A 24,003-nucleotide genomic window follows, 5' to 3' on the forward strand; every position below is an offset into this window, starting at 1 on the left:
GTCTGCCCTGCCCCACGGACATCGGCCCGCCCGGCCGGCCTCGGGTCAGCGGCCCCGGGCGGCCGCCCAGCTCTCGTGGGCCCGCTCCACCCGGGTCCACAGGGCCGCGCGGTCGGTCGGGGTCAGGTCGTCGAGCGCACGGCCGAAGACCCCCTCCAGCGCGGCGTAGAACTCCTCAGGGCCGTCGAGCACGCGCTCCGTGTTCCCCCGCACCGGGTCGATGCGGCTCAGCACCCGGCCCCGCAGGGCGTCGATGCCGTCCGCGTCGCGCCGCAGGGCCGCGAAGGTCCGTACGAAACCGGAGTCCGCGGAGGTCGACAGCCGGACGTGCTCGGCCTCGAAGCCGGCCGCCGCGGCCGGCCCGGCGGGCTCCGCGCGGAAGTTCGCGAGCGGGGCGGAGCTGCCCGGGTGGCGGTAGAGCCAGCCCACCGCGGGCAGCCGCTCCAGGGAGTAGGTGAAGGCCCCCTGGCGGTACGAGCCTTCGCGCAGCGGCAGCGGCTCGTACGGGCCGTCGCCGAGCCCGGCGTCCACGTAGAAGGAGCTGCCCCCGGCCCCCGGCACGCGGACGGTGAGTGCCAGGTGGTCGCCGCTCACGCCCTGTGCGGCGTCTTCGGACTGGGACTCCTTGTACACGCCGCCCACATGGCGGTTCACCTCGTAGCCGAGGTGGTCGAGGAGCGCCGCGAAGGCCCCGTTGAGGTGGAAGCAGTAGCCGCCGCGACCGGCGGCGAAGCGGCGTGCCGACAGCTCGGGGTCGATGCCGGGGGCGCGGCCGAGCTGGATGTCGACGTTCTCGTACGGGACGCGCTCCAGGTGCGCCCGCTGGAGGGCGAACAGCCCCTCCACGGACGGCGCGCCGGGCTCCTCGATGCCGAGCCGCCGCAGGTAGGCGGCGTACGTGCCGGTCACTTGTCGATGTCGCCGACGACGAAGAACAGCGAGCCGAGGATCGCGACCATGTCCGCGACGAGCTGCCCGGGGAGCAGGACCGCCAGCGCCTGGATGTTGTTGTACGACGCCGAGCGCAGCTTCAGCCGGTAGGGGGTCTTCTCGCCCTTGGAGACCAGGTAGTAGCCGTTGATCCCGAGCGGGTTCTCGGTCCACGCGTACGTCTCGCCCTCGGGCGCCTTCAGCACCTTGGGCAGCCGCTGGTTGATCGGGCCGGGGGCCAGCTCCGCCATCCGGTCCAGGCAGGCGACCGCGATGTCCAGGGCGTTGTGGGTCTGCTCCAGCAGGACCTCGAAGCGGGCCAGGCAGTCGCCCTCGGTGCGGGTGACGACCTTCAGGACGTCCTGGAGCTCGCCGTAGGCGAGGTACGGCTCGTCGCGGCGCAGGTCGAAGTCGACGCCGGAGGCGCGGGCGATCGGGCCGGAGACCCCGTACGCGTGGACGGCCTCGGCGGACAGGACGCCGACGCCGCGGGTGCGGGCGCGGAAGATCTCGTTGCCGCGCACCAGGTCGTCGTAGACGTGCATGCGCGTGTTGACGTCGGCGATGGCGGCGCGGGCCCGGCCCAGCCAGCCGGCCGGGAGGTCCTCCTTGAGGCCGCCGACGCGGTTGAACATGTAGTGCATGCGGCCGCCGGAGATCTCCTCCATGACGGCCTGGAGCTCCTCGCGCTCGCGGAACGCGTGGAAGATCGGGGTGATGCCGCCCAGCTCCAGGGGGTACGAGCCGAGGAACATCAGGTGGTTCAGGACCCGGTTCAGCTCGGCGAGCAGGGTCCGCATCCACACGGCCCGCTCGGGCACCTCCATGCCGAGCATCCGCTCGACGGCCATGACCACGCCCAGCTCGTTGGAGAACGCGGACAGCCAGTCGTGGCGGTTCGCGAGCATCACGATCTGGCGGTAGTCGCGGGCCTCGAAGAGCTTCTCGGCGCCGCGGTGCATGTAGCCGACCACCGGCTCGGCGCTCACGATGCGCTCGCCGTCCAGGACGAGGCGCAGGCGCAGCACGCCGTGCGTGGAAGGGTGCTGGGGGCCGATGTTGAGCACCATGTCGGTGCTCTCCGCCGCGCCGCCGATGCCGACCGTGGTCTCCGTCATGGCGGCATTGTCTCAGCCTGCGGGGGTGACCCGTAGCTCGGTCCGGATTGCGGATCGGGGCGCGGCGGCCGGCGGGCGGTGCGGGCCCGGCCCGATCCGAGGGGCACGCCCCTAGGGTGGGGGGATGGACACGGGGACAGAGGGTGGGACGGGTCTGCCCGAGTGGGTGGGGCTGCGGGGAGAACTGCTGACGCTGCGCAGGCTCCTGCTGGCGCTGTGGATGTCCCTCTTCGCGGTGGTGACGGCCCTCGTACTGGGGCTGGCCGTCGGACCGGGGTGGGCGGCGGTCGGCGGGTTCTGGCTGGTGGTGCTGGCCTGGGGCTGGGTGATGCTGGGGCGGAACTGGCGCTCCTGGCGGTACGCGGAGCGCGCGGACGACCTGCTGATCAGCCGGGGCGTGATGTGGCGCGAGCAGACCGTGGTCCCGTACGGGCGGATGCAGCTGGTGGAGGTGACCTCGGGCCCCCTGGAGCGCCGGTACGGTCTGGCCACCGTGCAGCTCCACACGGCCGCGGCGGCGACCGACGCCACGATCCCCGGACTCGCGCCCGAGGAGGCGGAACGGCTGCGCGACCGGCTGACGGAGCTCGGCGAGGCAAGGTCGGCGGGACTGTGACGCCGTCGGTGTCGCCGTCGCCGTCGGCGGGAGCGGGAGCGGGAGCCGGGACCGGGCAGGAGCGGCGGCTGCACTTCCTCACCCCGTTGCGCCGGGCCTGGGTGCCGATCGCCGCGACCATCGGCATCATCGCCCAGCAGGGCGAGAACCTCGCCGAGTGGGTGACGGCCGTCTCCACCGCCCTGCGCGTCCTCGCGCTCTTCGCGCTGGTCCTCGTCTTCGGCGCGTACGGCTTCCTCAGCTGGTGGTTCACGCACTACGCCGTCACCGACACCGAACTGCGCATCCGCAGCGGGCTCCTCTTCCGCCGCACCGCGCACATCCGCCTCGACCGGATCCAGGCGGTCGACGTCACCCGCCCCCTCCTGGGCCGCATCGCGGGCGTCGCCAAGCTGCGGCTCGACGTCATCGGGACCGAGGCCAAGGACGAGCTGGCCTTCCTCGCGGAGAAGGACGCCGTCTCGCTCCGCGCCGAGCTGCTGGCCCGCGCGGCCGGCTTCACCCCGGCCGAGGCACCGCTCCTGGGGGAGGCCCCCGAGCGGGAGCTGCTCCGTGTGGCGCCGCGCGATCTGGCGGTGTCCCTGCTGCTCACCCTGACCACCTGGGCGATCCTCGCCGGCGGGATCATCGGCCCCTCGCTGGTGTGGTGGTTCAGCTCTAGCCCGTGGGTGGCCATCGTCGCCCTGCTCCCGGTCCTGGGCGCGATGTGGGCGGGCAGCGCCGGCCGGTTCCTCGCCGAGTACGACTGGCGGGTCGCCGAGTCCCCGGACGGGCTCCGGCTCGACCACGGGATGCTCGACCGCGCCCACGAGACGGTGCCGCCGGGCCGGGTACAGACCGTACGGATCGTCGAGCCGCTGCTGTGGCGCCGGCGCGGCTGGGTCCGGGTGGAGCTGGCGGTGGCCGGCTCGAAGAACAACGTCCTGGTCCCGGTGGCCACCCGGGCCGACGCCCACGCCGTCGTCGCGCGGGTGCTGCCCGGGGTCGACCTCGGGGGCCTCGTCTTCGAGCCCTCGCCCCGGAGCGGATCGCGCTGGGTGGTGCCGGTGTGGTGGAAGGGGTACGGCCTGGCCGTCTCCGCGGACGTGTTCGCCGCCCGGCACGGCCGCCTGTGCCGGCGTACGGAGATCGTCCCGCACGCCAAGGTGCAGAGCGTGCGCCACTCCCAGGGCCCCTGGCAGCGCGCCCGCGGCCTGGCCGACGTCCATGTGGACACCGGCGCGAACGGCACGGTCACGGCCCGCCTGCGCGGCGCGCCCCAGGCCGCCGAACTGCTTCACGCCCAGGCGGCCCGCTCCCGCACCTCCCGGGCCGCGGCCCGCCCGGACCGCTGGATGACCTGAGGCCGTGACGGCCCCGCCGCCGGCCCCGCGGGCTCAGCCCGTGGGGACCCGGAGCGTGGCGCGGCCCGTCAGGATGCGGTGGTCGGAGCAGTTGACCCGCTTCACCGGCCGGGCGATCAGGTCGTCCGGCCCGACGGCCTCGCAGTCGTCCGGGATGTTCCGCACCCGCGCCGAATAGGTGCCCCCGGGCAGGTCGCCGCGGGCGAGGATCAGGTCGATCTTCGCGTGCGGACCGCACGCGGGGGGCCCGTTGACCTCGCGCGGGGGCAGCGCCGTCCACGAGCCGTAGCCCGGGCAGTGGGCGGGGTCGGAGTCGTCGAGCTCGGTGTGCTTCTTCATCAGGGGCTTCAGGCGGGCGTACTTGTCGAGGTCGGGCTGGGCGTTGAAGTCGCCCGCGACGAGGTACACCTGCCTGGCCTTGGCGAAGGAGTCGAGCACCCGGCCCACCGCGGTCAGCTGCTGCGCGTTGATCTTCTTCTCCTCGGAGCCGCCGCCCCCGGTGGGCATGGGACGGTTCGATCCGGTGATGTGGACCGTGCAGAACTTCATCCGCGGCTGGTCCCGCAGCGGTGCGCAGAGCATTTTGCGGTCCTCGACGCCCCGGCCCGCGGCCGTCAGCCGGGCCTTCTCGGCCTTGGTGTAGTCCTTGGGCAGGACGTAGTCCTTGGACGGTCCGAGCTCGTGGCTGCTGAGCAGCGCGTTCCCGAAGCCGCCGCCCTCGCAGATGCCGGTGCCGGGGGCCCTGGTCAGGGTGAACCGGGCGTGGGCGTACGGCTCCTTCCACCCCTCGGTCTTGGCGAGCCGCTTCACCAGGGCCTCGTACTGGCCCTGGCAGATCTCGTTGAAGGACATGAAGTCGGGCCGCGCCGCCGTGATGGACCGGGCGGCGTTCTCGATCAGGCCGGTGTCGGTCCGGCCGTGGTGGATGGCGCTCCCGGCCACGTTCCAGTGCCACACCGAGTAGGTCCGGGCCTCGGTGACCCCCAGGTCCGGATCCGGGCCCGTGTCCAGCTCGGCCCCCCAGTCCGGTCCGTCGGACCGGCAGCCGCCCGCGAGCAGGATCGCCAGGGCCAGGACGGCCGCCCCCAGCACGGTGACGAGGGGCCACCGCCTGCGGCGCCGGGCCCCGGGTACGGGGCTGGACATGGATGGGGAGCCGTCCCCTGCCAGGGGCGGCTTCGAGGTGCGTCGCACTGTCTACAGGGTCCCGCCGCCGCCCGCACGGACCAGCCCGGTCTCGTACGCCAGGACCACGACCTGCACCCGGTCGCGCAGGTTCAGCTTGGTCAGGATGCGGCCCACGTGGGTCTTGACCGTGGCCTCCGAGAGGACCAGGCGGGCGGCGATCTCGCCGTTCGACAGGCCCTGGGCGACCAGCAGCATGACCTCGCGCTCGCGCTCCGTCAGCCGCTCGACGTCCTTGTTCCGCGGTTCCGCCGAGGTCGACGGCAGCATCGGCGCGAAGCGGTCCAGCAGCCGGCGCGTCGTGGACGGGGCGACGACCGCGTCGCCGCTGTGCACCGAGCGGATCGCGGCCAGCAGTTCGCCCGGCGGGACGTCCTTGAGCATGAACCCGCTCGCGCCCGCCTTCAGGCCCGAGAAGGCGTACTCGTCGAGGTCGAAGGTGGTCAGGATGATGACCTTGGGGTGCTCCTCCGGCTCGCAGATGCGGCGCGTCGCCTCGACCCCGTCGAGGCGGGGCATGCGGACGTCCATCAGCACCACGTCCACCTTGGTGGCGCGCAGCACCTCCAGCGCCTCCAGGCCGTCGCCGGCCTCGGCGACGACCTCCATGTCGGGCTGTGCGGCGAGCACCATCCGGAAACCGGTGCGCAGCAGTACTTGGTCGTCGACCAGCATCACGCGGATGGAGGGGCCGGTGGGGAAGGACATGGTCACCTTTTCTTCAGGGGGAGCAGGGCGCTGATCCGGAAGCCGCCACCGGGCCGGGGGCCCGCGTCGAGGGTGCCTCCGACCATACCGATGCGTTCGCGCATGCCGATCAGCCCGTGTCCGGCGCCGTCCGCGCCGCCGTCCGTGTACAGCTCGTGGGCCGCGCCCCGGCCGTCGTCCTCGACGAGCAGGCCGAGCCCGTCGTCGAAGTAGACGAGCCGCACGCTGGCCTTCGCGTCGGGGCCGCCGTGCTTGCGCGTGTTGGTCAGCGCCTCCTGGACGATCCGGTACGCCGTCAGCTCCACGCCGCTGGGCAGCTTGCGCGGGGCGCCCTCGACCTCGAAGTCCACCGCGAGCCCGGCCGCCCGTACCTGCTCGACCAGTACCTCGATCTGCTCCACGTCGGGCTGCGGCACGTAGTCCTCGGACTCCTGCGGCTCGCCGGTGCGCAGGACGCCCAGCAGCCGGCGCATCTCGGCGAGGGCCAGGCGCCCGGTGCCGGAGATGGTCTGCAGGGCCTCCTTGGCCTGCTCGGGCGCCGCGTCCATCACGTAGGCGGCGCCGTCGGCCTGGACCACCATCACCGAGACGTTGTGCGCGACGACGTCGTGCAGTTCGCGGGCGATCCGGGCCCGCTCGGCGGCGACGGCCACCTTGGCCTGGGCCGCGCGCTCCTGCTCCAGGCGCTGGTTGCGTTCGACGAGCTGGGCGTAATAGGCCCGGCGGGTGCGCAGGGAGTCGCCGGTCACCCAGGCGAGGGCGAACGGGATCATCATGAACACGACGAAGAGCACGCTGTCGGTGGTGGAGGAGTTCTTGTCCACGCCGATGCGCGCGAAGTACAGCGGGGACGCGAGCAGACCCCAGCCGAGCGCGGCGCGCGAGACCCAGCGCGGCACGTCGGCGGCGGCGACGGTGAAGAGGACGACGAGCATCGCGAAGTCGTAGAAGCTCACCTCCGCGCCGATGGCCAGCTGGTACAGGCCGGTGGCGACGGTGAGCCAGAACGCCGGCACGGTCCGCTTGCGGCGCAGGCCGACGGCGGTGCTCAGCGCGACCACGCAGGGCGTGGCGAGCAGTGCGGAGCCGGTGCCCTGGTGCTCCGAGGCGACGATGGCCATCGAGAACCCGAAGAAGAGGACAGCCCAGAAGCTGTCGACGCCCGTCGGGTGTCTGCGGAGGAAATCGTAGAGGCTCTGCACGTAACCCAGAGTAGGGACAGCAGATAGGTGCTGGAGTCAACCAGAGGGGCGATCCGAGCGGGACGCGAGTACTACCGGAGGTGGAGGCGACCATAACCTTTCAGCGATGAGTACTCAGGGTGAAGGCAGGGCACAGTCGGATCGGCAGCCGGGTCCGCAGGCCGGTCCGGTCCGCTGGCGGACGGCGATGGAGCGGGCGCTGTACGGTCCCGACGGCTTCTACGTACGCCCTGGTGGGCCCGGCCCCGCAGGGCATTTCCGCACCTCCGTGCACGCTTCGCCGCTCTACGCGGGGGCCGTGGCCCGGCTGCTCCTGTGGGTGGACGGGGAGCTCGGCCGCCCGGAGGAGCTGGACCTGGTCGACGTAGGGGCCGGACGCGGGGAACTGCTGGCCGGGGTGCTGGCGGCGCTGCCGCCGGAGACCGCCGCGCGGGTGCGGCCGTACGGGGTGGAGCGCGCGGGGCGGCCCGCCGGGCTCGACGGGCGGATCCGCTGGGTGGGCGAGCCGCCCCGGGGGATCCGGGGGCTGCTCTTCGCCAACGAGTGGCTCGACAACGTACCGCTGGACCTCGCGGAGGACGGCCGCTACGTGGAGGTCGCGCGGGACGGCACGGAGAGCCCAGGCGGCGCCTTGGACGGTCCGGACCGGGCTTGGCTGGAGCGGTGGTGGCCGGAGGCGGGCGCGGAGGCGGGCGCGGGCCGGGCGGAGATCGGCCGGTCGCGCGACGAAGCCTGGGCGGGAGCCGTCGCGACGGTGGAGCGGGGCCTCGCGGTCGCCGTGGACTACGCCCACACGCGGGACGCCCGGCCGCCCTTCGGGACGCTGACCGGATTCCGCGCCGGGCGGGAGACCGCCCCCGTCCCGGACGGGAGCTGCGACGTCACCGCGCACGTGGCGCTCGACGCGTGTGCGGGGCCGGGGGCGGTGCTGCTGACGCAGCGCGACGCGCTGGCCGCGCTCGGCGTCTCGGGGGCCCGGCCCCCGCTGGCGCTGGCCTCCACGGACCCGGCGGCGTACGTGCGCGCGCTGTCCCGTGCCGGGGAGGCCGCGGAACTCACCGCCCGCGGCGGGCTCGGCGACTTCGGCTGGCTGATCCAGCCGGCCGGGGTGGCCCCCTGGCCGGGGTAGCGGCCGCCGCTGCGCGGGGCCCGTCCCCTACCCGCCCTTCCGCCGTTCCCTGGGGCTCCGCCCCAGACCCCGCTCCTCAAACGCCGGAGGGGCTGGAATTGCCCTGCGGGCAAAATCCAGCCCCTCCGGGCAATCCAGCCCCTACCAGGCAATATCCAGCCCCTCCGGCGTTTGAGGAGCGGGGGTCCGGGGGCTGGCCCCCGGGAACGGCGCCGCACGCGGCAAAGGGGTCCGGGCGGAGCCCGGGGAACGGGCGAAGGGCGGGTAGGGGACTCGGCGCCGCGCAGCGGCCGCACCGGTCCCCGACCCGCCCCCGTCCGGACTACTCCGTGTCGCCGACGTGGTCGTGGCCCTCGTGGAGGCCACCCCCACTACCGCCACCGTTGGTCGGCTCGGAGACGACCGGCCGCCCCAGCGGCGCGAGGTCGTACGCGTAGTGCCCCACCGCGTCCGCGATGACGTCGACGTTGATGTCGAGCGCCTTCTGGTCGATGTTCGCGATCGTGTCGCCCTTGCCGTGGTAGTTCACGTCGTACGCGACCCCGGCCTGTCCACCGAACTTCGCGGCCTGCTCCGCCGTCTTGATGCCCTCGGCGCCCGTGAACGTACCGCCCGAGGGGATGCCGACCTCGATGAACGGGCCGTAGTCCGAGCGGCCCGAGAAGTCGGTGCCCTCGCGCGGGATGTTCTTGGAGTCGAGGAAGTCGTTGATCCCCTTCTCCAGCTGGGCCGAGCCCTCGGGGCCGGGGCCCGCGCCGACCTTGTCCGAGTCGTCGCCGTCGTAGACGAAGTACGCGGCGTTCGGCGAGCCGATCATGTCGAAGTTCAGGTAGAGCTTGATCTGCTTCTTCTGCTCCTCCGTCAGCCCGGCGACGTACGCCTCGGAGCCGAGCAGGCCGTACTCCTCCGCCGACCACCAGGCGAACTTGACCTTGTTCTTGATCTTGCCCTGGCTGTGCGCGAGCTGCTGCGCGACCTGGAGGATGCCGGCCGAGCCGGAGCCGTTGTCGTTGATGCCCGGGCCCGCCGCGACGGAGTCGAGGTGCGCGCCGAGGAAGACGGTGTTGTTCTCGTCGCCGCCCCGCGTCTCCGCGATGACGTTGTACGTCTTGCGGTTCTCCCGGAACTCGCGGATGTCGAGGGTGACCTCGACCGGTCCCGCGGCGGCGTCGGCGGCGAGCCGCTGACCCTCGGCCAGGGTGACGCCGCCGGTCGGGATCTTGCCCGCGTCGGCCGAACCTATGGTGCCGTTCAGGGCGCCCTCGGCGTTGTTGTAGATCACCGCGCCGACCGCACCGGCCGTCGCCGCGTTCTGCTGCTTGACCGCGAAGGCGCAGCCGCCGCGCTTGATCAGCGCGACCTTGCCGGTGAAGGCGCCCGCGGCGAAGTCGGTGGCCTCGCAGCCGTTGGTGCCGTCGGCGTCGACCGGGGTGACGGCGATCTGCGCGGTCACGCCGTTCGCCGGGCCGCTGGCGGTGTACGTCATCAGCTTGATCGGGACGTCGCGGCCGGCCGGGCCGTTGACCTTCAGGGTCTCGGCGACCGTCTCGACGAACACGAAGTCGAACTCGTTCTTGGTGACCTCGTACCCGGCCGCGCGCATGACGAGCTCGACGTACTGGGCCGACTGGACGTGGCCCTTCGAACCCGCGACGCGGTTGCCCTTGTTGTAGTCGGCGATGGCCTGGAAGACCTTCAGGTGGTTGTTGGCACCCTTGCCGGTGGAGTCCTTGACCAGCTTTCGGGCCAGCGCGTCACCCCGGGCGGCGTCGCTCGCGGGGCTGCCGGTTGCTCCGGCGGGTCCGGCGAGGAGCAGCGGGGAGACGAGGGCCGCGGCCGCCAGGGCGGCGGTGGCTGCGGCTATACGGCGTGAGGGCATGAAAGTCCTTCCACGGCAGATGCGCGTGCGCATGCGTATGGCGTGTGGCGTAAGGCTGTACGGCGTTGGGGCTATGACGTGCGGGAGTGCAGGTGTGCAGGCGTGCAGGGGTGCTGATACGCGGATGCGGACGCAGGTCAGGTGCGTTGCGCCGAGTAAGGGGGAGCGGTGGACGCACGTTAGACACCAAGTGGCGGCCATGGCCAGACTTTTCACTGATTCCGGTTTGTGAAATCCGTATATCGGAGTATCTGAGCCGTCGAAAACAGGCCAGTGCCCGCTCTGCGCTCTCCGCTCACGCGGGGCCGCCGTGGGGCTGCCGCAGAGCTACCGCAGGATGCCCTCGATGAAGTCGGAGCCGATCCGCGCGACCGTCGCCAGGTCCAGCTGGTGCTGGACGTACCGTCCTTGGCGGCGGGTCTGGATCAGTCCGGCCTTCTTCAGCACCGCCAGATGGCGGGAGACCTCCGGGGCGGTGATCCCGTGCGCGGCCGCCAACTCGCCGGTCGTGTACGGAGCGCGCGCCAGGTTGCGGCACAGCAGCATCCGCATCGGATGGGCCAGTGCCTCCATGCGCCGCTGCAGCAGCTCCACCGACCCCGGGGAGGAGGCCAGTTCGGGCGAGCCGAGCGGGTAGTGGATCACCGGGCGCCAGCCGGGGGCGTGCAGTACCAGCAGGTGGGGCCAGCCGAAGTTCGTGGGCACGAACAGCAGGCCGTCACCTATTCGGGGGTCGGTCGCGGTCGTGGACCCGTGGACCATCTTGTCCACCGTGACCGTGGTCAGCCGCTCGTCGACGCTCAGCGCCGAGGAGACCTCCTTCAGCACGGCGGGCAGCCCCTTGCGCCGCAGCACCTCCTTCTTGTGCCGGGCGTCCGCGCTCTGACGGGGCTCGACCCGGCGCCAGGTCTCCGCGAAGAAGGCCTCGTCGCAGTCCTCCAGGAGCCGGCGCAGCCAGACCCGCACGCCGGCGGTGTCGTCGAGCACCCGCACGGCGAAGGCCAGCTGCTGCGGCCCGCGCGCGGAGGCCGTCTCCAGGGCCTTGGCCCGGGCGAGCGGATCCGCGAGCGGGGACGGCCCGCTGTCGTCGTTGTAGAGGGCCAGCCGGCAGTGCTCCAGGGCGGCCGTCACGAACCGCTCGTCGTCCAGCCGGTCGAGGACGTCGAGCTCGGCCGCCAGGGTGGCGGCGGGCAGGCCGGAGCCGCCGGGGATCCCGGCGAAGGCCATGAACAGATCGGCGAAGGAGCTGCGCCACATGAAATCGCCCTCCAGCAGCCGGTCCGCGAGGTCGGGTTCGAGGGCGGCCGCGGTGGTGGAGGTCCAGGAGGCGAGCCCGGGGTGATGGCCGGGCTGGGAGAGCGCGTGCAACGCCATGCAGAGCTCTGCGAGCGGGGACGGCGCGAAGCCGATCCGCTCCGCGGGGAGCCCGGTGATGTCGATGGTGACGCTCATCGGATCATTCTGCCGCTGCGCGGCCCCTGTGCCTGCCAGGCCACGCTTCGTTCGGCCACCCGGCCGATGCGGGGTGCGGGGTGCGGGGTGGCTGCGGTGGGCCGGTGCCGGGGTGGGGTGTCGGCCTGGACTGCATGATTTAGGCGCCCTGTGTTCTGCTTCGACAGCGCGGGCCTTTTGTGCGTCACACATCACGCTTTACGTCCAGGCCGACACCCCACCCCGCCCCCGTCCCCGGCCTCGGTGCGGGGGCCGCGTCCAGGCCTGCGGGTGGGGTGGATTTCAGCCTTCTATCTCCAATCTGTGTTGTTCCTAGAATGGCCGGGTGGAGGACATCAATGTGATCGCGGTGCTGCAGGATCCGGTGCGGCGCCGCCTGTACGAGTTCGTGGTGGCGCAGGGCCGTGAGGTCGGCCGCAACGAGGCCGCCGAGGCGGCCGGGGTGGCGCGCACGCTTGCCGCGCACCACCTGGACAGGCTGGTTGAGGCCGGGCTGTTGGAGAGCGGCAGCCGGCGCCTGACGGGCCGTTCGGGGCCGGGGGCGGGCCGTCCCGCCAAGGTGTACACGCGGGCTCCGGCCGAGTGGTCCGTGTCGCTGCCCGCCCGCGACTACCGCACGGTCGCCGAGCTGCTCGCCGAGGCCGCTGAGCAGGCGGGGCTGGACGCCGGGCTCCGTGCGGCCGCTCACCGCCGGGGTGAGGCCCTGCGCGGCTCGGCGGCGCCCTGTGGAGGCCTTGCGGAGGCGGTGGAGATGCTGGCCGCCCGCGGCTACGAACCCCATCTGGAAGACGCCGAGGGGGTGGACGGGGCGGCCGCGCCCGTCGTTCGTATGCGCAACTGCCCCTTCCATGCCGTCGCCGAACGCTTCCCGCCGCTCGTCTGCGGCATGAATCTCGCCCTGCTGGAGGGGCTGCTCGGTGCGGACGGTCCCGTACGCGCCCGCATGGACGCCCGGCCGGGAGAGTGCTGCGTGGTGATCGAGGCTTCTAAAGACAATGATCGTTGACATAGAAATGCGGGTCGTGCTGGGATGAGGCCATGACCGCATCCGCGCATGCCGCCCATCTCGCCCAGCTCAACGTCTCCACGCTCAGCCACCCGCTCGACGACCCGCGCATGGCGCCCTTCGTCGAGATGCTCGACCCGGTCAACGCAGCCGCCGACGGCGCGCCCGGCTTCGTGTGGCGGCTCGTGGACGAGGGAGCGGGCGACGCCACCGGCCTGCGGCCGGCGGGCGAGAACGTCATCGTCAACCTGTCGGTGTGGGAGACCCAGGAAGCCCTGTGGGACTTCGCCTACCGCAGCGGGCACCTGGAGGTGATGCGGCGGCGCCGCGAATGGTTCGAACGGCACGTCGAGGCGCACATGGTGCTCTGGTGGGTTCCCGCCGGGCACCTCCCGACCGTCGGTGAGGCGCTGGAGCAGCTGGCGGACCTACGGGCGCACGGGCCGTCCCCGCGCGCGTTCACCTTCGCCTCCTCCTACACCGCCGCCGAGGCCGCGCAGCACGGTGGGGCCATGCCGGCAGCGCAGCCCGAGCAGGCCGCAGGGAGCGTGCGGGCGGCGCCTGCGGGGGACCCGGCGGCGGCCTGAAGCAGGGCCGCTCAGCCCGTCTGAGTAACGGCGCGGCGCTGGACACCCTCGTGGTGGTGGCGGAGTCCCCTACCCGCCCTTCGACCGTTCCCAGGGCTCTGCCCTGACCCGGTCCTCAACCGCCGGACGGGCTGGGGTCACGGCGCCATCGCCGCAGCCGCAGCAGTGCCTGCGCACCCGGAAACCGGCCCCACCCGTCAGGTGCTGGAGATCGGGATCTGGGGGTTCTCAGCCGCCCGGCGTTTGCGGACCTGGGTCTGGGCGGAGCCCAAGAAGGGTTCGGGTGCCGCCCGGTACACCCTCCAGCCCCCGGCCCGCGGTTGAGGGGGTGGTCGGGGCCCCGCGGTGCCTCCGGCCCCCGGCCCGCGGTTGAGGGGGTGGTCGGGGCCCCGCGGTGCCTCCAGCCCCCGGCCTGCGGTTGAGGGGGCGGTCCGGAGCTCGGTGGTGCCTCTAGCCGGCGCCGGTGTTTGAAGGGGGCCCGAACGGAGCCCAGCGGTACCCCCAGCCATCCGGCGCCTGAGGACCGGGTCCGGGCAGAGCCAGAGCCCGGTACCTCCTCAGCCCCGCCGGCGTTTGAGGCGCGGGTCAGGGCCGGCCCTGGGAACGGTGGCAGGGCGGGTAGGGGACTCCGCCCCGCGCAGCGGCGGCGCAGCCTCCCCGGCGGGGGCAGGGGGATCCAACCGGCCGGAGCCGCCACCCCCGCGGGCGGATTGACGGTGTCCGTCAATCACCGCGCGGAGCGCCCGCATACGGGTTCAGGGTGGATGCATGACCGCGATCGAGCAGTACCTCGTCGACATCTACCGCGCCTCACAGCACGGCACCCCGATGCCCCCGCCGCCGGGCCGCGACGACGTGGCCGTCCTGCGCGAGGCCCGCAGCTACGAACAGTTCCGGGCCGTCCTCGACGGTGACTCGGCCCGCCACCCCTGGCGCTCGGCCCTCCACCGCCTACTGACCCGCCCCCCGACCGCCTGACGCCCCGGCGCGCGGCCCACGGGTACTCTCCCCGCCGCTCCCGCCCACTCCAAGGCCCGGCTACGGCCGGCCGACTCGGCCAGTCGGTTTCAGTCCGGCCTCGGCTTCGGCCCCGGCCCCGGCTTTGCGGGCCCAGGCCACTCCTGGCGTTCGGCCCTCCACCGCCTGTGGACCCGCCCTCCGACCGCCTGACGCTCCGACGCACGGGCTGCGGGTCCCCTCCCCGCGCTCCTGCTCACTCCCCGGCTCGGCCGGGCCCAGGTCACCCCTGGCGTCGGCCTGGCACCGCCTGCCGACCCACCCCCGACCGCCTGACGGCCCGGCGCGCGGCCCACGGGCTCTGTCCCCGCCCTTCTTGCCCACTCGCAGGCTCTGCCTGCCCCGGCCTAGCCTCATCCCGGCCGGGCCTGGGCCTCCTGCCGGCCCGGCCCAGGCCCGGCTCGCCTCGGCGCAGGCCGCCCCGGTCCCGTCGGCTCGACCGCCCCGCCCGTCCGGGCTACAGGCGGGCCACGAAGTCTGCGATCGCCGTGGTGACTTCGGTGTCCGTCCAGGACAGGCCGGGGCGGGTGACTTCGACCTCCGTCATCGAGAGGCCCGGCGGGCCGTCGGGGGACCAGCGGCGGAAGAGGACCGTGCCCGTCTCCTCCGCGAGGCGCAGGCCCGCCTCCGTGAGGCGGTCCGCGTCGTACGGGAGCCACACCTGGAACTGGTGGGTGTGCGGGACCTCCGGGTGGACCCGGAACCAGGGCACCTCCGGAGCCGCGGCGAACGCCGAGGACATCGCGGAGGCCACCTCCCGCGCCTTGGCCACGTAGGAGGGCAGCTGCGGCAGTTCCCGTTCCAGCCCGGCCAGGGCGGACAGGGCGGCCGGGAACTGGCGGAAGATCTGGCCCCCGTACCGGTGCCGCCACACCCGCGCCTCCGCCACGAGCGACGCGGAGCCGGCGAGGGCGGCCCCGCTGAGGCCCCCGAGGGACTTGTAGAAGGAGACGTACACCGAGTCCGCCAGCGCCGCGATCTCCGGCAGCGACCGGCCGAAGTGGACCGTCGACTCCCACAGCCGGGCCCCGTCGAAGTGGACCACCGCGTCCCGTTCCCGGGCGGTGTCCACCAGCGCCGACAGTTCCGCCCAGGTCGGGAGCAGGAAGCCCGCGTCGCGGAGCGGAAGTTCCAGCATCAGCGTCCCGAACGGCTCCGGCAGCTCGGCGAGCTCCGACGCGGTCGGCTGGCGGGGTTCGCCCGTCGGGTAGACGGTCCGCAGCCCCGAGACGACGGACAGCGCGCCGCCCTCCCAGCGCTCCGGGTGGCTCATCGGGTGCAGGGCGACCACCGGGTTCCCGGTCCGGCCGGCCCAGCAGCGCAGCGCGATCTGCTGGGCCATGGTCCCGGTCGGGAAGAACGCCGCGTCCTCGGTGCCGAGCAGCTCCGCGACCCGCCGCTCCAGCCGCTCCACGATCCCGTTGCCGTAGATGTCGCCCGGCTCGTCGGGGTCCGGGGCCATCCCGCCCAGCTCCGCGAGCAGCTCCCCGACCGTCGCCTCCCGCAGGCTGTCCGACAGCTTCCGCGAGGCGGCCCGCCCCGCGACCACGATCCGTGCCGCGACATCGTCGGCGGCCTGCTCCGCCGCCTGCTCCGCGGCTTGTGCCGCCGCCGAGTCCGCGCCCTGTGCCGCCGTCGGGTCCGCGGCCTGTGCCGCACCCTCGCCCGCGCTTTGCCGCGTCACCGCGCCCGCAGCCTGGACCGCGCGCTCCGCCGCCACCGGTTCTGCCTCCTGGGCCGCCGCTGGGTCCGCGACCTGCTCCGCTACGTCATCTCCGCCCGGCGCGCCGGCCTCGTCCGGGGCCCGCCCCGGGGCCAGTTCGGCGCCCGCGCCCGCCCCCGTCACCCGGACGGTCGCTCGTTCCCCGGCCTCGTCCGTGCCCCGCTGTGGGGCCGGGGCCGGGGCCGGGTGCGCGCCCGCGGCCCGTTCGGCTGCCGCGTCCGGTTCCGCGATCCGCTCCGTGCCCGCGACCTGCTCCGCCGCCGCATCGGGTTCCGCGATCCGCTGCACGCCCGTGCTCCTTCCCGCCCCTTGGCCGGCTCCGGATCCGGAGCCCGGCCCTGCGACCGGCTGTGTCCCCGTACCGGAGCCGGGCTCCGAACCCGTGTCCGTCCCCGAGCCCGACTGCGTCCCCGCCCCCGTGCCCGGCCCCGAGCCCGCCCCCGTGGTCGCCGTTCGCTCCGTGTCCTGGTTCATGCCCCGATCATCGCCGACCGGCCCGCACACCAGGAGCTAGCATGGCGACGTATCGTCCGGTACCCCCCGCGGACCGGAACGGAACGGAAGGCCTCCCCCGCGTGAACACAGCCCCCCAGGCGGAGCGCCCCGCCCGGCTCTCCGTCGGTGTCGTCGGAGCCGGCAGGGTCGGCCCGGCGCTGGCCCGCGCCCTGCAGCAGACCGGGCACCGGCCCGTCGCCGTGTCCGGTGTCTCCGACGCCTCGCGCCGCCGCGCCGCGCGGATGCTGCCCGACGTGCCCGTGGTGTCCCCGGCGCAGGTCCTCCAGGTCTCCGACCTCGTGCTGCTGACCGTCCCCGACGACGCACTGCCGTCCCTGGTGGAGGGCCTCGCCGAGACCGGCGCGGTCCGCCCCGGGCAGCTCCTCGTGCACACCTCCGGGCGGTACGGGGTCTCCGTGCTGGACCCCGCGCGCCGCGCGGGCGCGCTCCCGCTGGCCCTGCACCCCGCGATGACCTTCACCGGCACCGAGGTCGACGTGCAGCGCCTCGCGGGCTGCTCCTTCGGCGTGACCGCCCCCGACGAGCTGCGGCTCGCCGCGGAGGCCCTGGTCATCGAGATGGGCGGGGAGCCCGAGTGGATCGCCGAGGCGAACCGCCCGCTCTACCACGCGGCCCTGGCCCTCGGCGCGAACCACCTGGTCACCCTGGTCGCCCAGTCGATGGAGCTGTTGGGCAAGGCGGGCGTCGAACACCCCGCCCGGATGCTCGGCCCGCTCCTCGGCGCGGCCCTCGACAACGCCCTGCGCTCCGGTGACGCCGCCCTGACCGGCCCGGTGGCCCGCGGTGACGCCGGTACGGTCGCCGCGCACGTCTCGGAGCTGCGCAAGCACGCCCCGGGCACGGTCGCCGGGTACCTCGCGATGGCCCGTACGACCGCCGACCGGGCCATCGCGCACGGCCTGCTCAAGCCCGAGCTGGCCGAGGACCTCCTCGGCGTGCTCGCCGACGGCGCGAACGGCATCGACCCCGGCCGCCCCGCCCCCGAGGGAAACGAAGGCGGCGGCGACCTGTGATCCTCCTCGACACCGCGGACGCACTGCACCGCCTGCCCCGCGCCACGGCGGCCGCCGCCACGGCGACGGCCGCCGTGGCGACCGCCGCCACCGACGGCCGCCGCGCCGTCGTCATGACCATGGGCGCCCTCCACGAGGGCCACGCCACCCTGGTCCGCACCGCCCGCGAACACGTCGGCCCCACCGGCCAGGTCGTGGTCACCGTCTTCGTCAACCCCCTGCAGTTCGGGGCGAACGAGGACCTCGACCGCTACCCCCGCACCCTCGACGCCGACCTGGCGATCGCCGAAGCGGCCGGCGCCGACGCCGTGTTCGCCCCGGCCGTCGACGAGGTCTACCCCGGCGGCGACCCCCAGGTCCGGATCACCGCCGGCCCGATGGGCGGCCGCCTCGAAGGCGCCACCCGCCCCGGCCACTTCGACGGCATGCTGACCGTCGTCGCCAAGCTGCTCCACCTCACCCGCCCCGACCTGGCCTTCTTCGGCCAGAAGGACGCGCAGCAACTGGCCCTGATCCGGCGCATGGTGACCGACCTGAACTTCCCCGTCGAGGTGGTCGGCGTACCGACCGTCCGCGAGACGGACGGGCTCGCGCTCTCCTCCCGCAACCGCTACCTCTCCGCCAAGGAACGCGGCACCGCCCTCGCCCTCTCCCGCGCCCTGTTCGCCGGCCGCGACCGCCTCGCCGCGCAGTCCGCGCTGCGCGCCCGCGCCGAGGCGCAGGCCCCGCCGGCCGGCGACGAGCGGGCCACCGGCCTGGCCCGGCTCGGCGAGATCCGCGCCTCCGCCGACGCCCACGCCGTCGCCGCGGCGGGCGCCGGGCTGCCGGAGGCCGTACGGGCCGCCGCGCGCCACGTCCTGGAGGAGGCGGGCCGGCACGATCCGCCGCTCGTCCTGGACTACCTGGCGCTGGTGGACCCCCAGGACTTCACCGAGGCCGGCCACGGCTTCACCGGTCAGGCCGTGCTGGCCGTCGCCGCGAAAGTGGGCGCGACCCGGCTGATCGACAACATCCCATTGGAGTTCGGAGCACAACCGTGAGCACCCCAGGCAGAGGCCCCGCAACAGCGGGCACCAGCACCGGCATACGGCTCCACGCCCCGGCGCCCGGCTGGTCCGTGGACGCCGATGTCGTGGTCGTCGGCTCCGGCGTCGCCGGACTGACCGCCGCACTGCGCTGCGCCGCCGCCGGCCGCCGTACCGTCGTGGTCACCAAGGCCCGGCTCGACGACGGCTCCACCCGCTGGGCCCAGGGCGGCATCGCCGCCGCCCTCGGCGACGGGGACACCCCCGAGCAGCACCTCGACGACACCCTCGTCGCGGGCGCGGGCCTGTGCGACGAGGCCGCCGTCCGGCTCCTGGTCACCGAGGGGCCCGACGCCGTACGCCGCCTCATCGCGACCGGCGCCGTCTTCGACACCTCCGCCGAGACCGGCGAGATCGAGCTGACCCGCGAGGGCGGCCACCACCGCCGCCGCATCGCGCACGCCGGCGGCGACGCCACCGGCGCCGAGATCTCCCGGGCGCTCGTCGAGGCCGTCCAGGACGCCGGCATCGAGACCGTCGAGAACGCCCTGGTCCTGGACCTGCTCCTGGACGCCGAGGGCCGTACCGCGGGCGTCACCCTGCACGTCATGGGCGAGGGCCAGCACGACGGGGTCGGCGCCGTCCACGCGCCCGCCGTGATCCTCGCGACCGGCGGCATGGGCCAGGTCTTCTCCGCGACCACCAACCCGTCGGTGTCCACCGGCGACGGGGTGGCCCTCGCGCTGCGCGCCGGCGCCGAGGTCTCCGACCTCGAATTCGTGCAGTTCCACCCCACCGTGCTCTTCCTCGGCGCCGACGCCGAGGGCCAGCAGCCCCTGGTGTCGGAGGCCGTCCGCGGCGAGGGCGCGTACCTCGTCGACGCCGACGGGGTCCGCTTCATGACCGGCCAGCACGAGCTCGCCGAGCTCGCGCCCCGCGACATCGTCGCCAAGGGCATCATGCGCCGCATGCAGGAGCAGGGCACGCAGCACATGTACCTGGACGCCCGGCACTTCGGCGCCGAGATGTGGGAGCAGCGCTTCCCCACCATCCTCGCCGCCTGCCGCTCGCACGGCATCGACCCGGTCACCGAGCCCATCCCGGTCGCCCCGGCCGCGCACTACGCCTCCGGCGGCGTACGGACCGACCTGCACGGCCGCACCACCGTCCCCGGGCTGTACGCCTGCGGCGAGGTCGCCTGCACCGGAGTGCACGGCGCGAACCGGCTGGCCTCCAACTCCCTGCTGGAGGGCCTGGTCTTCGCCGAGCGCATCGCCGACGACATCATCGGGAACCCGCCCGTGGGCACCGGCCCCGGCATCCCCGTCCCGGCCACCGGCCCCCTCCAGCCCGCCGAGGCGCGCTACGAGATCCAGCGCATCATGACCGACGGCGCGGGCGTGCTCCGCTCCGCCGAGTCCCTGCGCCGGGCCGCCGCCGCGCTCGAAGCCCTGTACGCGACGGCGCTGACGGAGCTGGAGACCCGGGGCAAGACGGCCGTCCCCGGCACCGAGACCTGGGAGGCCACCAACCTCCTGTGCGTGGCCCGGGTACTGGTCGCCGCCGCCCAGCGGCGCGCGGAGACCCGCGGCTGCCACTGGCGCGAGGACCACCCCGACCGGGACGACGCCGAGTGGCGGCGCCACCTGGTCGTGCGCCTGTCGCAGACCGAGCGGCGCGCCCTGGTCGTCACCTCCACGGACTCGGCGGACTTCCCGTCCGTACGCGTCCCCTTGAGCAGCAACAGCAGCAGCAGCGACAGCATCAGTACCCGCAGCACCGACAGCCTGGAGCGGTAACCGTGAGCACGCACGAGCACGAGAACGACCACACCCACCCGCACGAGGAGCTCCCGATCCTCGACCAGAGCGAGGGCGGCGGCTGCGGCGACGACTGCGCCTGCGGCGAGGGCGAGGAGACCGGCCTGGACCCGGCGCTCGCCCAGCTGCTCGTGGACGCCGGCCTGGACCCGATCGAGGTCGAGGACATCGCGCACATGGCGATCTCCGAGGACCTCGACGGCGGGGTCGACGTCACCACCGTGGCCACCGTCCCCGAGGACGCCGTCGCCACGGCCGACTTCACCGCGCGCGAGGCCGGCACGGTCGCCGGCCTGCGCGTCGCCGAGGCCGTCCTGTCCGTGGTCTGCACCGACACCTTCGAGGTCGAGCGGCACGTCGAGGACGGCGACCGCGTCGAGGCCGGCCAGGTGCTGCTGTCCGTACGGGCCCGCACCCGGGACCTGCTCACCGGCGAGCGCAGCGCGCTGAACCTGCTCTGCCTGATGTCGGGCATCGCCACGGCCACCCGCGCCTGGGCCGACGAGCTGGAGGGCACCAAGGCCAAGGTCCGCGACACCCGCAAGACCACCCCGGGCCTGCGCTGCCTGGAGAAGTACGCGGTCCGCTGCGGCGGCGGCGTCAACCACCGCATGTCGCTGTCCGACGCGGCGCTGGTGAAGGACAACCACGTGATCGCCGCGGGCGGGGTCCGCGAGGCGTTCAAGGCCGTGCGCGAGCAGTTCCCCGACCTTCCCATCGAGGTGGAGGTGGACACCCTCCAGCAGGTCCGCGAGGCCCTGGACGCGGGCGCGGACCTGATCCTGCTCGACAACTTCACGCCCATCGAGACCGAGGAAGCGGTGGCGCTGGTCCACGGCCGCGCGGTCCTGGAGTCCTCGGGCCGCCTCACCATGCACAACGCCCGCGCCTACGCCGAGACCGGCGTCGACTACCTCGCCGTCGGCGGTCTCACCCACTCCTCCCCGATCCTGGACATCGGCCTCGATCTGCGCGAGGCGGTGTAACCGATGCTCCTCACCATCGACGTGGGCAACTCCCATACGGTCCTTGGCCTGTTCGACGGTGACGAGATCGTCGAGCACTGGCGCGTCTCGACCGACCCGCGCCGCACGGCCGACGAGATGGCCGTGCTGATGCAGGGCCTGATGGGCATGCACCCGATGCTCGGCAACGAACTGGGCGACGGCATCCACGGCATCGCGATCTGCTCGACGGTGCCGGCGGTGCTGCACGAGCTCCGCGAGGTGACCCGGCGCTACTACGGCGACGTTCCGGCGGTGATCGTGGAGCCCGGCACCAAGACGGGCGTACCGATCCTGATGGACAACCCGAAGGAGGTCGGCGCGGACCGCATCGTCAACGCGGTCGCCGCCGCCGAGCTCTACGGCGGCCCCGCGATCGTCGTCGACTTCGGCACGGCGACCACCTTCGACGCGGTCTCCGCCAAGGGCGAGTACGTCGGCGGGGTCATCTCCCCGGGCATCGAGATCTCCATGGAGGCCCTCGGCGTCCGGGGCGCCCAGCTCCGCAAGATCGAGCTGGCCCGCCCGCGCAACGTCATCGGCAAGTCCACGGTCGAGGCGATGCAGTCGGGCGTGGTCTACGGGTTCGCCGGCCAGGTCGACGGGATCGTGGGCCGCATGGCCAAGGAGCTGGCCGGCCCGAACGGCGTCCCGGACGACGTCCGCGTCATCGCCACGGGCGGTCTGGCCCCGATCGTCCTCGGCGAGGCCGAGGCCATCGACGACCACGAGCCCTGGCTCACCCTGATCGGCCTGCGGCTGGTCTACGAGCGCAACGCGCCCGCCTTCGGCTGACCGGGCCGGGACCGCCTGACGCGAGGCCCCCGCCCCCGAGGGCGGGGGCCTTCGTCCGTCCTGCGGCCCCGGCCGCTCAGGCTCCCCCTACCGCACGCTTATGTCCGGCGCGGGAAATTCCCCGGAAATGGCCGGGGCGGGGCCACTCCGGAGATACGGTCGCCCGAGAAATACCTGAAGCTCGTCCACGGCGCCCAGGCGCCCGTGACCGGAGGAGACGCCGTACCGGGATCCCCCTCCTGGAGGGAGGGGGCCTCAGCCGCACAGACTGAGGCCATCGTTACCAGCACCAGCCAACGCGTATGCGGAGGTGAACGAAGTTGGCTACGTACCGCGTAGGACAGAAGACCGACCAAGCTGTGCTTCCTCAGCAGCCTGCTCTCGAATTCGAGTCAGCAGACACCCCCCGGATCGGGGACGAAACGGGACCCGAACGCCGTAAGGCACCCGGCGCGGTACATGTGCGAGGGGAGATGCCCGACGCTTCACCTGGCGCCGGGCGCGTCACCCCCGACCATCTGGTTGGGGAGAAGGCCCGTGAGGGCCATCCTGCCGTGTTCGTCCTGGACCGGCACGGCTCACCGCTCCAACCCACCAGCTCCGCCAGGGCTCGCAAGCTCCTCCGTCAGGGCCGGGCGGTCGTGGCCCGGCACACACCGTTCGTGATCCGGCTCAAGGACCGCACGGTCTCCGGATCGCAGGTGGACGGTGTGGAACTCGGGATCGACCCCGGGTCCAAGCACACCGGTATCGCCGTGTTCACCGCGAAGGATGGTGAGCGCCGCGGCCTGTACGCGGTCGAGCTCGCCCACCGGGGCAGCATGATCCGGGACAAGCTCACCGCTCGTGCCGCCCACCGGCGTGGCAGGCGTACCCGCAACATGCGCTACCGCGCGCCGCGCTTCTCCAATCGCACCCGTCCCAAGGGGTGGCTCGCCCCGTCGCTGCGCCACCGTGTGGACACCACGATGTCGTGGACCACACGGCTCGCACGCTGGGCACCCGTCCGCTCGGTGCACGTGGAGCGGGTCGCGTTCGACACTCACGCCATAGCCAACGACGGACCGCTGGAAGGAGCCGAGTACCAGCAGGGGACCCTGCACGGCACAGAAGTCCGCGAATACCTCCTGGCCAAGTGGGAGAGGGCCTGCGCCTACTGCGGCGGCACCGGAGTACCACTCAACATCGACCACATACAGCCCCGCTCACGCGGCGGCAGCGACCGTGTTTCCAACCTGTGCACCGCCTGCATTCCCTGCAACGAGAAGAAGTCCAACCAGTCGGTCGAAGACTTCCTCAGGAAGTCCCCGCGCCTGTTGGCTCGGATTCTCGCCCAGGCCAAAGCCCCGCTCCGCGATGCGGCAGCCGTCAACGTCACCCGCTGGGCACTGTGGCGCGCTCTTGGCGCTGCCTTCCCCACCGTGTACACCGCATCGGGTGGCCGCACGAAATGGAACCGGCAGCGGACCGGTACCCCGAAGACCCACACCCTCGACGCCCTGTGCGTAGGCGAACTCGACACCATCACCCGTACGCCGGCCCGTGTCCTCGCGGTCGCCGCTACCGGGCGCGGTACCTACGCGCGTACCCGCGCCGACAAGTACGGCTTCCCCCGCCTGCGTCTGCCCAGGCAGAAGCAGTTCTTCGGCTACCAGACCGGAGACCTCGCCCGCGCCGTCGTTTCCACGGGCAAGAAGGCCGGTACCCACATCGGCCGCATCGCGGTCCGCTCCAACGGGAACTTCAACATCAGGACGGCACAAGGCCTCGTCCAGGGCGTTCGCTACAAGTACTTCCGGCTCCTCCAACGAGCCGACGGCTACGCCTACACCGTTCGGCCCGAAGGCCCACCGACACACCACCTGAGCGGCACTGGCAAACCGTAGAGACCTCCGGCGTTCCGTGCCTACGATCCAAGGATTCGTCTCCTCTCCT

20 protein-coding genes are annotated in these 24,003 nt (G+C 73.4%); 12 read left to right on the forward strand and 8 right to left on the reverse strand.

Annotated features, from left to right (window positions below; all coding sequences use genetic code 11):
* Positions 1-45: 45 nt before the first annotated feature.
* Complete coding sequence (locus tag ACODT5_RS40565) at positions 46-909, reverse strand: arylamine N-acetyltransferase family protein (RefSeq protein WP_422523991.1); 864 nt, start codon at positions 907-909, stop codon at positions 46-48.
* Positions 906-2,048: an NADH-quinone oxidoreductase subunit D gene (locus ACODT5_RS40570; RefSeq protein WP_243339796.1), complete on the reverse strand. Its 1,143-nt coding sequence runs from the start codon at positions 2,046-2,048 to the stop codon at positions 906-908. The genes ACODT5_RS40565 and ACODT5_RS40570 overlap by 4 nt, the downstream gene beginning before the upstream one ends.
* A 124-nt stretch (positions 2,049-2,172) precedes the next feature.
* Here ACODT5_RS40570 and ACODT5_RS40575 point away from each other — a divergent pair, with 124 nt between their 5' ends.
* Together ACODT5_RS40575 and ACODT5_RS40580 are read left to right on the forward strand one after the other, a co-directional pair.
* Complete coding sequence (locus ACODT5_RS40575; protein WP_422523992.1) at positions 2,173-2,664, forward strand: PH domain-containing protein; 492 nt, start codon at positions 2,173-2,175, stop codon at positions 2,662-2,664.
* The gene (locus ACODT5_RS40580; protein ID WP_422523993.1) at positions 2,661-4,007 is read left to right on the forward strand and encodes a PH domain-containing protein; all 1,347 of its coding nucleotides are present in this window, start codon (positions 2,661-2,663) and stop codon (positions 4,005-4,007) included. Before ACODT5_RS40575 ends, ACODT5_RS40580 begins: the two co-directional genes overlap by 4 nt.
* A gap of 33 nt (positions 4,008-4,040) precedes the next feature.
* On the opposite strand, the gene ACODT5_RS40585 is transcribed toward ACODT5_RS40580, so the two are convergent.
* Genes ACODT5_RS40585 through ACODT5_RS40595 form a run of 3 tightly spaced genes read right to left on the reverse strand, consistent with a single transcriptional unit; the run spans position 4,041 to position 7,102 of the window.
* Positions 4,041-5,153: an endonuclease/exonuclease/phosphatase family protein gene (locus ACODT5_RS40585; RefSeq protein ID WP_422523994.1), complete on the reverse strand. Its 1,113-nt coding sequence runs from the start codon at positions 5,151-5,153 to the stop codon at positions 4,041-4,043.
* A 51-nt stretch (positions 5,154-5,204) separates the two neighbouring features.
* Positions 5,205-5,900, reverse strand: coding sequence for a response regulator (locus tag ACODT5_RS40590; RefSeq protein WP_385370622.1), 696 nt, complete (start codon positions 5,898-5,900; stop codon positions 5,205-5,207).
* A 2-nt stretch (positions 5,901-5,902) separates the two neighbouring features.
* Positions 5,903-7,102, reverse strand: a complete 1,200-nt coding sequence (locus tag ACODT5_RS40595; protein ID WP_422523995.1) for a sensor histidine kinase — start codon at positions 7,100-7,102, stop codon at positions 5,903-5,905.
* A 106-nt stretch (positions 7,103-7,208) separates the two neighbouring features.
* Between ACODT5_RS40595 and ACODT5_RS40600 the strand changes: the two genes are divergently transcribed.
* On the forward strand, positions 7,209-8,231 hold the full coding sequence (locus tag ACODT5_RS40600) for an SAM-dependent methyltransferase (RefSeq protein WP_422523996.1): 1,023 nt from the start codon (positions 7,209-7,211) through the stop codon (positions 8,229-8,231).
* Between the two features lie 322 nt (positions 8,232-8,553).
* On the opposite strand, the gene ACODT5_RS40605 is transcribed toward ACODT5_RS40600, so the two are convergent.
* Both ACODT5_RS40605 and ACODT5_RS40610 read right to left on the reverse strand, forming a co-directional pair.
* Complete coding sequence (locus ACODT5_RS40605) at positions 8,554-10,110, reverse strand: M28 family metallopeptidase (RefSeq protein ID WP_422523997.1); 1,557 nt, start codon at positions 10,108-10,110, stop codon at positions 8,554-8,556.
* 327 nt (positions 10,111-10,437) lie between these two features.
* Entirely contained in the window at positions 10,438-11,562 is a 1,125-nt protein-coding gene (locus ACODT5_RS40610; protein WP_422523998.1) for a DUF5937 family protein, read from the reverse strand.
* 325 nt (positions 11,563-11,887) lie between these two features.
* Here ACODT5_RS40610 and ACODT5_RS40615 point away from each other — a divergent pair, with 325 nt between their 5' ends.
* From ACODT5_RS40615 to ACODT5_RS40625, 3 genes are all read left to right on the forward strand, one after another.
* Positions 11,888-12,568, forward strand: coding sequence for a helix-turn-helix transcriptional regulator (locus tag ACODT5_RS40615; protein WP_422523999.1), 681 nt, complete (start codon positions 11,888-11,890; stop codon positions 12,566-12,568).
* A 32-nt stretch (positions 12,569-12,600) separates the two neighbouring features.
* A complete protein-coding gene (locus ACODT5_RS40620) occupies positions 12,601-13,155 on the forward strand; it encodes a DUF3291 domain-containing protein (RefSeq protein ID WP_422524000.1) in 555 nt (184 codons plus the stop codon).
* Between the two features lie 768 nt (positions 13,156-13,923).
* Positions 13,924-14,133: a hypothetical protein gene (locus ACODT5_RS40625; protein WP_422524001.1), complete on the forward strand. Its 210-nt coding sequence runs from the start codon at positions 13,924-13,926 to the stop codon at positions 14,131-14,133.
* A gap of 496 nt (positions 14,134-14,629) precedes the next feature.
* Here ACODT5_RS40625 and ACODT5_RS40630 read toward each other — a convergent pair whose 3' ends face one another.
* Positions 14,630-15,856, reverse strand: coding sequence for a threonine aldolase family protein (locus tag ACODT5_RS40630; protein WP_422525178.1), 1,227 nt, complete (start codon positions 15,854-15,856; stop codon positions 14,630-14,632).
* 554 nt (positions 15,857-16,410) lie between these two features.
* On the opposite strand from ACODT5_RS40630, the gene ACODT5_RS40635 reads away from it, so the two are divergent.
* The 6 genes from ACODT5_RS40635 (at position 16,411) to iscB (ending at position 23,954) form a co-directional block, all read left to right on the forward strand.
* A complete protein-coding gene (locus ACODT5_RS40635; protein ID WP_422524002.1) occupies positions 16,411-17,424 on the forward strand; it encodes a Rossmann-like and DUF2520 domain-containing protein in 1,014 nt (337 codons plus the stop codon).
* Positions 17,421-18,464: a pantoate--beta-alanine ligase gene (gene panC / locus ACODT5_RS40640; RefSeq protein WP_422524003.1), complete on the forward strand. Its 1,044-nt coding sequence runs from the start codon at positions 17,421-17,423 to the stop codon at positions 18,462-18,464. Before ACODT5_RS40635 ends, panC begins: the two co-directional genes overlap by 4 nt.
* A complete protein-coding gene (locus ACODT5_RS40645; protein WP_422524004.1) occupies positions 18,461-20,248 on the forward strand; it encodes an L-aspartate oxidase in 1,788 nt (595 codons plus the stop codon). Before panC ends, ACODT5_RS40645 begins: the two co-directional genes overlap by 4 nt.
* A gap of 56 nt (positions 20,249-20,304) precedes the next feature.
* Positions 20,305-21,255 (forward strand): carboxylating nicotinate-nucleotide diphosphorylase, encoded by a 951-nt coding sequence (nadC, locus tag ACODT5_RS40650; RefSeq protein WP_385370806.1) that lies wholly within the window; start codon positions 20,305-20,307, stop codon positions 21,253-21,255.
* Between the two features lie 3 nt (positions 21,256-21,258).
* A complete protein-coding gene (locus ACODT5_RS40655) occupies positions 21,259-22,068 on the forward strand; it encodes a type III pantothenate kinase (protein ID WP_327254296.1) in 810 nt (269 codons plus the stop codon).
* Between the two features lie 473 nt (positions 22,069-22,541).
* Positions 22,542-23,954, forward strand: a complete 1,413-nt coding sequence (gene iscB, locus ACODT5_RS40660; protein ID WP_422524005.1) for an RNA-guided endonuclease IscB — start codon at positions 22,542-22,544, stop codon at positions 23,952-23,954.
* Positions 23,955-24,003 lie beyond the last annotated feature (49 nt).

The organism is Streptomyces tatrensis, assembly GCF_049310065.1.
GTDB lineage: Bacteria > Actinomycetota > Actinomycetes > Streptomycetales > Streptomycetaceae > Streptomyces.

Excerpts from the sequence above, each read along its gene's own strand:
- ACODT5_RS40635 (WP_422524002.1), top strand. The coding sequence starts at position 16,411 with ATGGCGACGTATCGTCCGGTACCCCCCGCGGACCGGAACGGAACGGAA.
- ACODT5_RS40620 (WP_422524000.1), top strand. The coding sequence starts at position 12,601 with ATGACCGCATCCGCGCATGCCGCCCATCTCGCCCAGCTCAACGTCTCC.
- ACODT5_RS40590 (WP_385370622.1), bottom strand. The coding sequence starts at position 5,900 with ATGTCCTTCCCCACCGGCCCCTCCATCCGCGTGATGCTGGTCGACGAC.
- ACODT5_RS40570 (WP_243339796.1), bottom strand. The coding sequence starts at position 2,048 with ATGACGGAGACCACGGTCGGCATCGGCGGCGCGGCGGAGAGCACCGAC.
- iscB (WP_422524005.1), top strand. The coding sequence starts at position 22,542 with ATGCCCGACGCTTCACCTGGCGCCGGGCGCGTCACCCCCGACCATCTG.
- ACODT5_RS40575 (WP_422523992.1), top strand. The coding sequence starts at position 2,173 with ATGGACACGGGGACAGAGGGTGGGACGGGTCTGCCCGAGTGGGTGGGG.
- ACODT5_RS40655 (WP_327254296.1), top strand. The coding sequence starts at position 21,259 with ATGCTCCTCACCATCGACGTGGGCAACTCCCATACGGTCCTTGGCCTG.
- ACODT5_RS40605 (WP_422523997.1), bottom strand. The coding sequence starts at position 10,110 with ATGCCCTCACGCCGTATAGCCGCAGCCACCGCCGCCCTGGCGGCCGCG.
- ACODT5_RS40585 (WP_422523994.1), bottom strand. The coding sequence starts at position 5,153 with ATGTCCAGCCCCGTACCCGGGGCCCGGCGCCGCAGGCGGTGGCCCCTC.
- ACODT5_RS40625 (WP_422524001.1), top strand. The coding sequence starts at position 13,924 with ATGACCGCGATCGAGCAGTACCTCGTCGACATCTACCGCGCCTCACAG.
- ACODT5_RS40600 (WP_422523996.1), top strand. The coding sequence starts at position 7,209 with ATGAGTACTCAGGGTGAAGGCAGGGCACAGTCGGATCGGCAGCCGGGT.
- ACODT5_RS40610 (WP_422523998.1), bottom strand. The coding sequence starts at position 11,562 with ATGAGCGTCACCATCGACATCACCGGGCTCCCCGCGGAGCGGATCGGC.